Source organism: Nocardia pseudovaccinii NBRC 100343, assembly GCF_001613225.1.
GTDB lineage: Bacteria > Actinomycetota > Actinomycetes > Mycobacteriales > Mycobacteriaceae > Nocardia > Nocardia pseudovaccinii.
Genome location: NZ_BDBY01000039.1, coordinates 37,821 through 45,205, shown reverse-complemented (window position 1 = coordinate 45,205; position 7,385 = coordinate 37,821). Strand labels below are relative to the sequence as shown.

7 protein-coding genes are annotated in these 7,385 nt (G+C 66.4%); 5 read left to right on the top strand and 2 right to left on the bottom strand.

Annotated features, from left to right (window positions below; translation table 11 throughout):
• Nucleotides 1-224: DUF1348 family protein (locus tag NP3_RS05705; RefSeq protein ID WP_157124135.1), on the top strand; the 224-nt coding region annotated here is incomplete at its 5' end.
• A gap of 106 nt (nt 225-330) precedes the next feature.
• On the opposite strand, the gene NP3_RS05700 is transcribed toward NP3_RS05705, so the two are convergent.
• The gene (locus NP3_RS05700; protein ID WP_245720829.1) at nt 331-1,737 is read right to left on the bottom strand and encodes an MFS transporter; all 1,407 of its coding nucleotides are present in this window, start codon (nt 1,735-1,737) and stop codon (nt 331-333) included.
• Nucleotides 1,738-1,834: 97 nt separating this feature from the next.
• On the opposite strand from NP3_RS05700, the gene NP3_RS05695 reads away from it, so the two are divergent.
• The 3 genes from NP3_RS05695 to recX all read left to right on the top strand — a co-directional run bounded on the left by NP3_RS05695 (nt 1,835) and on the right by recX (nt 5,110).
• Nucleotides 1,835-2,857 carry an Lrp/AsnC family transcriptional regulator gene (locus NP3_RS05695; RefSeq protein ID WP_063038477.1) on the top strand — a complete coding sequence of 341 codons (1,023 nt, stop codon included), beginning with the start codon at nt 1,835-1,837 and terminating at the stop codon, nt 2,855-2,857.
• 209 nt (nt 2,858-3,066) lie between these two features.
• A complete protein-coding gene (gene recA / locus NP3_RS05690) occupies nt 3,067-4,113 on the top strand; it encodes a recombinase RecA (protein WP_063038472.1) in 1,047 nt (348 codons plus the stop codon).
• A 451-nt stretch (nt 4,114-4,564) separates the two neighbouring features.
• Nucleotides 4,565-5,110 carry a recombination regulator RecX gene (gene recX, locus NP3_RS05685; RefSeq protein ID WP_063038497.1) on the top strand — a complete coding sequence of 182 codons (546 nt, stop codon included), beginning with the start codon at nt 4,565-4,567 and terminating at the stop codon, nt 5,108-5,110.
• Between the two features lie 147 nt (nt 5,111-5,257).
• Here recX and NP3_RS05680 read toward each other — a convergent pair whose 3' ends face one another.
• Nucleotides 5,258-6,142 carry an NAD(P)H-binding protein gene (locus NP3_RS05680; RefSeq protein ID WP_063038470.1) on the bottom strand — a complete coding sequence of 295 codons (885 nt, stop codon included), beginning with the start codon at nt 6,140-6,142 and terminating at the stop codon, nt 5,258-5,260.
• A 96-nt stretch (nt 6,143-6,238) separates the two neighbouring features.
• On the opposite strand from NP3_RS05680, the gene NP3_RS05675 reads away from it, so the two are divergent.
• Complete coding sequence (locus NP3_RS05675) at nt 6,239-7,189, top strand: LysR family transcriptional regulator (protein WP_063038468.1); 951 nt, start codon at nt 6,239-6,241, stop codon at nt 7,187-7,189.
• Nucleotides 7,190-7,385 lie beyond the last annotated feature (196 nt).

The window sequence follows — 7,385 nt, the reverse complement described above, 5'->3', positions numbered from 1 at the left end:
GGGCGTTCGAAGGAAACCGCATCGCGGTCCGATTCCAGTACGAATGGCATGACGAATCCGGCCAGTGGTGGCGCAGTTACGGCAATGAGCAATGGGAGTTCACCCCGGAAGGCCTGATGTCGCGCCGCGAGGCCAGCATCAACGATGTCCGCATCGACGAATCCGACCGCCGCATCCCCGGCCCGCGCCCGGAAGGCGACGAATCCGTTCTGCCGCAGCAGTAAATCGTCGGTGCCGGGCACCCCGTTGCCGGACCGGGCGCCGCGTGTGCGGAGTGCCCGGTTGGTGTATGGGGTGCCCGGCCTTGCCTGATGATCGCGCCGGTGGGCCTCAGGCTGCGACGGTCTCCGGCTGGACGGGGGCATCGGCGACCTGACGCGGACGGTGGAGCAGCCCGAATGCGATCACTCCGAATACGATTCCGACTCCGGCCGCGACGCCGAATGCCGCATCCAAGCCATCCACGAAACGCGACAATGTCATCGGACGACTGTCATCGGCGACTTCGCGGAATACGGTGCCCAGCACCGCGACTCCGAGAGCGAGACCGAGCTGTCGTGCGGTATTCACCGCGCCTGCGGCGATCCCGCCCTGCTGCGGCGGCACCGCCGCCATCCCCACCGCGACCAGCGCGGGTGCGTTGACGCCGATGCCCGCACCGATCACTACGAATCCGGGAACCATTGCGGCCCAAGATGATTCGGCGTCAATGGTAGTGAGCAGTCCGGTACCGATACCGACCAGCACCAGACCGGCTCCGATCGTCCACTTCGGCGAAACATCGTGCAGCAGTTTGCCGAAGGCACCGGCGACCACGAACGCTGTCGCCGCCATCGGCAGCATGGCCAGTCCGGCGTGCATCGGTGACATATGCAACTGCTGCTGCAGCCAGAGCGAAATCAGGGGTGTGGCGGCGAAGGCGGCGAACGTCTGGCCGGATGCGGAGACAAGGGTGGCCCGGAAGTTGCGATTGCCGAGCAGTGCCAGCGGAAACATCGCTGCCGCGCTGCGGGATTCGACGAATACGAAGGCCAGCAGCGCGAGCGCGCCGAGCGCCAGGGCGAGCAGCGTAGGACCATCGGACCAGCCGTGTTCGCCGCCGCGGATGACACCGTAGGTGACCGCCGTCGCGGCGGTCGCGAAAGCGAGCATGCCGGGCACATCGATGGCCCGATCCGCCTGCCGTGGCGACGGCTGGAACACGACGGCGGTCAACACGATCGCCAGTACCGCGATCGGCAGGTTGACGAAGAAGATCCACCGCCACGACAGTGCCTCGGTGAGCACACCGCCGAGCACCACACCGATCCCGGCCGCCGCACCCGACACCGCACCCCAGACGCCGAAGGCGACACCCCGATCACGGCCGGTGTAGGTGGAGTGCAGCAGCGACAGGGTGGTCGCGAACATCGCGGCCCCGCCGATGCCTTGAAGTGCGCGCGCCGCAATGAGACTCGCCGAGGTATCGGCGATCCCGCAGATCAGCGATGCGATCGCGAAAATGACGAGTCCGGCGAGATAGGCGCGCTTCGCGCCGACCCGATCGGCCAGCGAACCGAGCACCAGCAGCAGCGCGGCCAGCGCGAGCGCGTATCCGTCCATCACCCACTGCAGTCCGGACAGACCGGTGCCGAGATCGGCGGCGATGTCGGGAAGCGCGACATTGACGATGGTGACGTCGATGAGCAGCATCAGCGTGCCCAGGCACGCGGCGAATAAGGGCAGCCATTTCCTCACGGGAGCCTCCGAGGCGATTCGAACGATATCGACACTCAGGGTGCGGCAGGCGTTGATATCCACATAGTCACGTGGCCATGTGCGTTAGATTCCTCCTATGCAGTCCGAAGACAGCACGGATTCCTCCGTACTCGATGTCCTCGAGAAGCAGATCCTGCACGCGCTGGTGACCGATGCGCGCATCCCGTTCGCCAAGCTCGGCGCCATCCTCGGGGTTTCGGAGCAGACGGTGGCGCGGCGCTACCGATCGCTGCGGCAGCGCGGCATCCTGCATGTGGCGGGGCAGGTCAACGTGGTGCCGCTCGGGCATGCGCGCTGGGTGATCCGGCTTCGGTCGACTCCGGACAAGGCGGTGCGGCTGGCCGAATCACTGGCGCGGTTTCCGGATCTGAGCTGGGTCACCTTGTCGGCCACCGGATCCGAGGTGACCTGCGTGAGCAGGCCGCGCTCGATCGAGCGGCGCGACAAGCTGTTGATGCAGATGTTGCCCCAGGCCAGTCAAGTGATCGGACTGACGGCCCATGAGGTGATCCACCGCTTCCCGCTCGACGAGGAGTGGCCGGATTTCCGGCACCTGTTCACGGCTGCGCAATTGCGCGACCTCGGCCCACGGCCGTCGTGGCGGGCCGATACGGGGCCGGAAGCGCCGGTGGAACTTTCGGCGCAGGATGAGGCGATGCTGGCGCTGCTCGGTCGCGACGGACGCGCGCCCTATGCCCAGATTGCCGCCGAAATCGGCTGGACCGCAACGAAAGTGGCGCGGCGCATGGCCGAACTCGTCGAATCGCGAGTGCTGTACTTCGATCTCGATTTCGCGGTCGAACGGATGGGATACGCCGTGCGGGCGGCGCTGTGGCTGCGCACGCGACCGGCGGATCTCGAGGCGGTGGGCACCGCGATGGCAACCCATCCGGAGATCGTCTTCATCGCCGCGACCACGGGGCCGACCAACCTGATGGCGTCGTTGATATGCCGCGATACCGCGCACCTCTATCGGTATCTCACGCAGCGGCTGGGTGCACTCGACGGGATCGCCGATGTGGAGGTGACCCCTGCGTTGCGGGTGTACAAGCAGGCGCAGACATTGCTGGACAGTGATCGGATCTCGCTGGTTCGGTGAGGTCGGGTGTTCGGCGTCCGGAAAGGGGCTGCGAGCGGCTGTAGCGCGGCGGTAGCCGTGTCCGGGAAGTTCGGGGCGCGTGTTGCCGGGCGCGTCGCTTGACTCGAACATCTGTTCGTCTAGGCTGGTCGCCAGAACTTGTCGGTGCCGCCCTCTAATGTGGGCGCCAACCAAGAACGAGACTTACCCGTCGAGAAGGGGATCAGGATATGGCACCACAGGCGTACGACCGTGATAAGGCGCTCGAGCTGGCGCTGGCTCAGGTCGAGAAGAGCTTCGGCAAGGGCGCGGTCATGCGTCTCGGCGAGGAGGCCCGCCAGCCCATCTCGGTGATCCCGACCGGATCCATCGCCCTGGACGTGGCGCTCGGCATCGGCGGTCTGCCGCGCGGCCGCATCATCGAGGTCTACGGTCCGGAGTCCTCGGGTAAGACGACCGTCGCACTGCACGCGGTGGCCAATGCCCAGGCCGCGGGCGGTGTCGCCGCCTTCATCGACGCCGAGCACGCGCTCGATCCCGACTACGCCCGCAAGCTGGGCGTCGACACCGACGCACTGCTCGTCTCCCAGCCCGACACCGGCGAGCAGGCGCTGGAAATCGCCGACATGCTGGTGCGTTCGGGCGCGATCGACATCATCGTCATCGACTCGGTGGCCGCGCTGGTGCCGCGCGCCGAAATCGAGGGCGAGATGGGTGACAGCCACGTCGGTCTGCAGGCGCGCCTGATGAGCCAGGCGCTGCGCAAGATGACCGGTGCGCTGAACAACTCCGGCACCACCGCGATCTTCATCAACCAGCTGCGCGAGAAGATCGGTGTGATGTTCGGTTCGCCCGAGACCACCACCGGTGGTAAGGCGCTGAAGTTCTACGCCTCGGTGCGCCTGGATGTGCGCCGCATCGAGACGCTCAAGGACGGCAGCGATGCGGTCGGCAACCGCACCCGCGTGAAGGTCGTGAAGAACAAGGTCTCGCCGCCGTTCAAGCAGGCCGAATTCGACATCCTCTACGGCCAGGGTATTTCCAAGGAGGGCTCGCTCATCGATATGGGTGTCGAGCAGGGCTTCATCCGCAAGTCCGGCTCCTGGTACACCTACGAGGGCGACCAGCTCGGCCAGGGCAAGGAGAACGCCCGCAAGTTCCTGCTGGAGAACACCGACGTCCGTGACGAGATCGAGAAGAAGATCAAGGAAAAGCTCGGCATCGGCGCCGACGTGACCGCAGAGGGCGCGGCCGCCGAGGTCCCCGCCGACTTCTGATCCGATGACCCCTCGGCGCCCACACCCCACCCGGCCCGCATCCGATACAACGCGGCCCGACCCTGTAACCGAGGTCCGCCACCGCCTGAACGAACTACTCTCCGCCTCAGGCCGCCCACCCATCCAGACCCCCGCCGGATCCGGTTCGGACGAGTCCGAACCGGGGCGGGTGCATTGGTCCGAGGGCGATGAGGGGGATTCGGAGGGATCGGGTTTTCGGGGGAGGGGGCAGGGGGATAAGCGGGTCCGGTTGGCCGAAGGTGGTTTGGCCGATTCGGACATCATGGGAACTCGGTCGAGCGCGCCCGATCCGCAGCGGGCGCGCTCGACTGGGTCCCGGCGCGGTCGCGGGCGCCGGAACGAGTTCCGGCGCAACGACTCCCACTCGGCTGACTTACAGAGTTCCGAAGGCCGATGGGCGGATCCGGTGGCGGCTGGATCCGAGGAGGGTGTGTCCTCGACGGGCACCGGTGCGAACCGGTCCCGTGCGGAGCACACTCCCCAAGGCGGGACGGTCGAGCAGGCGAAGGAGGCGTGTCTTCGCCTGCTCGCCGTCCGCGCCCGCAGCCGTGCCGAACTGGCGCAACGTCTCGCGGCCAAGGGCTTTACGCCCGAGATCACCGAACGTGCCCTCGACCGCTTCACCGAGGTCGGCCTGATCGACGACGCTGCCTTCGCCGAACAATGGGTCCAGTCCCGCCACACCTTCTCCGGCAAGGGCAAACAGGCTCTCGCCCAAGAACTCCGCCGCAAAGGCGTCTCCCAATCCGACGCCGCCTGCGCCCTCGACGCCATCACCGCCGACGACGAGGAACAACGCGCCACCGAACTGGTCCGCCGCAAACTACGCACCATGCCCGCAAACCTGGACCGTGACAAAACAATCCGCCGCCTCGTCTCTATGCTCGCCCGCCGCGGCTACAACCAATCCACCGCCTTCACCGTGGTGAAAGCCGAACTGGCACAGGCCCAGTTCGACGCACCGGACCTCGACTGAGCGTCTGCTGTGCCCGGCTGTCCGGCGGGTCGGCATGGTGCGGTATCGGCTACAGAAACCGCGCCGCGCGGCCTTTCTTTCCTCGCACCGCGCACGAATTCGCCGGGCGAAAACATGCGGCAGCAGCCTCAGTGAGGCCGGGCCGGGTTAGTTGCGGAGGGCGGGGGCGAGGACTTCTTCGCACCATTGGCGGAAGGTGGTCGGAGTCGTGGCTCGGGGAGTGCGGGGTTCGGCGTTGTCGAGGCCGTTCTCCTTTGCCTCCAGCATGTCGTACATGCCCTGGGCCATGGCCTCGGACATGCCGGATTCGAGCATGGTGGCTTTGTAGGCCGCGCTGGAGACTTGTTGGAACCTGATCGGGCGGCCGAGTACTTCGGACATGATTCGCGCCATGTCGTTGTTGGACAAGTCCTCTGGGCCGAGTACGGGAACGCTGTCGTATCCGTCCCACGAGTCGTCGAGCAGCAGTTCGGCGGCGACGGCGGCGATATCGCGGGTCGCGCAGGTGGGGCGTTTCAGGTCGGGAGACAGCGGTGCGAAGAACATGCCCTGGTTCTTGATCGCATCGACTTGGCGAAGCAGATTGTCCATGAACGAGGGCATAGTCAGCGCTCGGTAGTTCACGCCCGTGCTCGCTATCAGGTCGTCCATGGCCAGCGACGCTGTGACCAGTCCGGCGTTTCCGACCACCGCTGACCCGCGACCAATGGACGAGACGCCGACCACTCGCTCGACACCTTGACTCTTGAATGCCTCGCACGCGGGCCGTGTGAAACCCAGAACCGCGGCATCGAGGCTCGCTCCGCGATGAACCGGAGGCAGCAACCAGAACACGGCGTCGGCATCGGCGAACGCCTGGGTGACGACCTCAATATCGCTGTGCGATCCGGTCACGACTTCGACGTGCTCGCGGATGTGCACGGGCAGGCGTGCGGGATCACGCGCGATAACGCGGACCGGCGCGCCCCGATCGAGGAGATGCGGAAGAACCTGACGGCCGATGGTGCCGGTCGGGGCAGTAACAACGATCATGACAACCTCTGCTCGAGTGATTTGGCACTGGCAAGTCAAGTCGGCGCGGCACCGAACCTGAAGGACCGATCCGATAAGCGTTGATACCGTGGGGATATGAGTGATCTGGAGGTTCGCCAACTCCGATACTTCGTGGCCGTCGCGGAGGAACTGCATTTCGGACGCGCAGCCGACCGACTGGGGATGGCGCAACCACCCCTGTCGCGGGCGATCCGGGAACTGGAACGTCAACTGGGCGTTCAACTTTTCGAGCGCACCACCCGACACGTCGTGCTCACCCCGCCCGGCGAGACTTTGCTCCGCGACGCGCGGACCGCACTCGATGCCGTAGCGGCGGCTGCCGAGCGTGCCCGGCATGTCGGCAGGCCCGCACCGGGGATACGGCTCGCGCTCAAAGCCGACTACGACGCCGGACTACTGCCGAAGATCATCGAGACATACCGCCTCGAGGAAGCGGCTGTCCCGGTTGAGTTCGTGTTGGGTGGTCGGGGCGAGCAGGTCCCAGCATTGCGTCAGGGCCGTGCGGATGTCGCGCTCCTTGCGGCCCCGTTCGACGACCGCGGCCTGGACATCGAACCGCTGCTCACCGAACCCCGCCTGGTCGCACTGGCTGCTTCCGATCCGCTCGCCGCCCGGGCCACCCTGTGCCTGGCCGACCTGGCCGGTCGATTGCTCCCTGATGGAACGCACGCCGACCGCGACGGCCTCGTCCCGTTATCCGGAACTCCGCGTCCAGTGCGCGATCTTGCGCAGATCTTCAACCTGATCGAACTCGGCGACAGCATCTGGTTCCCGCCCGCCTCGGTCGCCCGCCGCCACCCCCGCCCCGGCATCGCCTATCGGCCCGTCACCGACCTGAAACCAGCCACCCTCGCGGTAGCGTGGCCGCAGAACTGCCATTCACCCTCGGTGGCCGCCTTCGTCCGCGCAGCCACTGCCGTGGCAGCAGCCACTTACCCACCCGAATCCGTCCCGCTCGCCGAACCTTTCACCTCCACGGTCCACCCCGAGACCGGAGAACTCCGCAGCAGCGTGCCGTCGTCCTGATCACTGCGGCCGAACACGGACGGGGTCGGAAACCAGGACCCCGGTGGGCTGCACGCCCGTACAGCGATAGTGCGGGCGCAAAGGCGATCGCGGAGGACACCGACGAAATCGACTGAGCCCGAAAATGGGTCTGAGCGTGCAATTTCCCACGAAATCCGGCAATTTCTACCGGATTCAGGCGAGAAGTGCACGCTCA